Origin of the sequence: Litorimonas sp. (genome assembly GCA_029936425.1) — a bacterium.
Classification (GTDB): domain Bacteria; phylum Pseudomonadota; class Alphaproteobacteria; order Caulobacterales; family Maricaulaceae; genus Litorimonas.
This window is the reverse complement of sequence record JAPYSU010000085.1, coordinates 1-1,783: the sequence shown is the minus strand read 5'-3', so window position 1 is coordinate 1,783 and position 1,783 is coordinate 1. Positions and strand designations below refer to the sequence as shown.

General features: G+C 46.9%; 2 protein-coding genes and 1 pseudogene. 2 read left to right on the top strand and 1 reads right to left on the bottom strand.

From position 1 onward, the window contains the following. Window positions 1-131 precede the first annotated feature (131 nt). A complete protein-coding gene (locus ACN0IC_RS15245) occupies window positions 132-485 on the top strand; it encodes a DUF488 domain-containing protein (protein ID WP_349624912.1) in 354 nt (117 codons plus the stop codon). A gap of 340 nt (window positions 486-825) precedes the next feature. On the opposite strand, the pseudogene ACN0IC_RS15240 reads toward ACN0IC_RS15245, so the two are convergent. After that, window positions 826-958, bottom strand: a pseudogene (locus ACN0IC_RS15240) (helix-turn-helix domain-containing protein); the annotation flags it as partial. 368 nt (window positions 959-1,326) lie between these two features. Between ACN0IC_RS15240 and ACN0IC_RS15235 the strand changes: the two are divergent. Next, window positions 1,327-1,783, top strand: a 457-nt coding sequence (locus ACN0IC_RS15235) for a hypothetical protein (RefSeq protein WP_416879605.1), incomplete at its 3' end; no start/stop codon positions are given.

Sequence of the window (1,783 nt, the reverse complement as noted above, 5' to 3'; positions counted from 1 at the left end):
GAATAGTCGGGTGCTGGCGCCTGGTCTGACGATCGGCATCGGCATCGGCTGCGAGTGCCAAAGCCACACGGGGTGACGGCCGGGCCATGCGTCTGTTAAGGATGGAGCACATTCTCGGTCGTGGAGGCACGATGACGATTCAGCTCAAGCGGGCCTACGATGCGCCCGCCGACAACGACGGCTATCGGGTGCTGGTGGACAGGCTCTGGCCGCGGGGGATCGCCAAGGACGAGGCGCGTATCGATGAATGGATCAAGGAGGCCGCCCCCAGTGATGACCTGCGCAAGGCCTTTCACAGCGAAGCACTGGGCTGGGGCGAGTTTCGTCAGCGCTATCTGGCTGAGCTCAAGGCGCAGCGGGAAACGCTCAGACCCCTGGCCGAGCGCAGCCAGCAGCACAAGGTTACCCTGGTGTTTTCCTCGAAGGATGAGACCCACAACAACGCAGTGGTGCTCAAGGACTATCTGGCCATGCTGACCGGGTGACATTCGGGCGGACCACCGGGCATCACGGCCTCGAACCTCCGACCCACGCATTACGAAGGCGTTGCTCTACCTGCTGAGCTACACCGGCTTTCTTTAAAATCAATTAGGTATGATAGGTCGAGAAAGGCGAATCTACCCCGAGGCCTTCGAAGCCGCCTGACCGTGGTGGTTTAAAGTGTCTGAAGAGACGGGCAAGTCCAGTTGCTCATTCTGTTCATGGGTGTACGCCAATGGCCCAGACTCTTCGAGTTCTTGAACGATGTTTCCACCATTGGTGAGAGTATAATGACACCTCGTTCAGCAAGCCACCAAACAGTCCGCTTAACACTATCATGACGAGACGGCGTATCTCTCGCCTGATCGTCGATGGATACCGCTCGAGTAGAGCCGCCACCTGCCTGAGGCTAAAGCCTTGCGCGAGGCTGACTTGGATAGTCGCACGTTCTTCGATGCAGAGATTCAGAATAAGACATGGGTACAACACCTTACGAATTCGATCAGGTGTTGCACTCAGAATTTGCGACCATGGCTCTGATGTTGTATATCTTATGAGATTTTTGGCGAGCTGTATAAATGGTTGTTTTTTTGGGGTTGAGGACTGAAGTAAGAAAGGGAGATGTTACTGAGAGTCACGCTTCTATAGTAGGTTTTTTGGATGTTTGGAAAGCAAATAAAAAATAGATTATTATTACCATGAGTTTCAAGAGGTTAAGTTCCTCGGCGAGAAATTTGGTGTTGTGGTTTTTTCATAATTGTTTTTAAGTTATTGATTATTGATTATTGATTATTGATTATTAATTATTAATTATTAATTATTGATTATTGATGAAAGGATGACGGGATGTATTTTAAGTACGCACCGGTTCGCGACGAAAAGAAAAGAGTGGATTATTATTTTGAGTTATCAAGAGGAAGAATTAAAGTCGTTATAATGCATGGTGAAGAAATATATTCTCGTGAAAACAATAGATATGTTTCTAGTTTTGAAAGTTGCTGTTGCGAAGTGAAGTATTTTTATTTTGATTCGAAGTTTTTTTATAACGATTCTTTGCATTGCTATATCACAAGAGATGCTGTTGGTGTCGGGGTCATAAACGCCGAATGTTTCCGGTTGCTTAAGCCGCACTGTGAAGATGTGATGGATAATTTGTCAGTAACTTATTCTGATTGGAACGAGGTGTTGGAAGATTCTAAAGAAGGCGATATGGATCTAAAGACATCGTTGTCTGAGTTTGATATTTTTATACATAGATGGAATCGCCGACTTAATGAGATAGTATGTCAAACACATAATTTAT

Coding starts and splice junctions, on each gene's coding strand:
- ACN0IC_RS15245 (WP_349624912.1), top strand. CDS start 132: ATGACGATTCAGCTCAAGCGGGCCTACGATGCGCCCGCCGACAACGAC.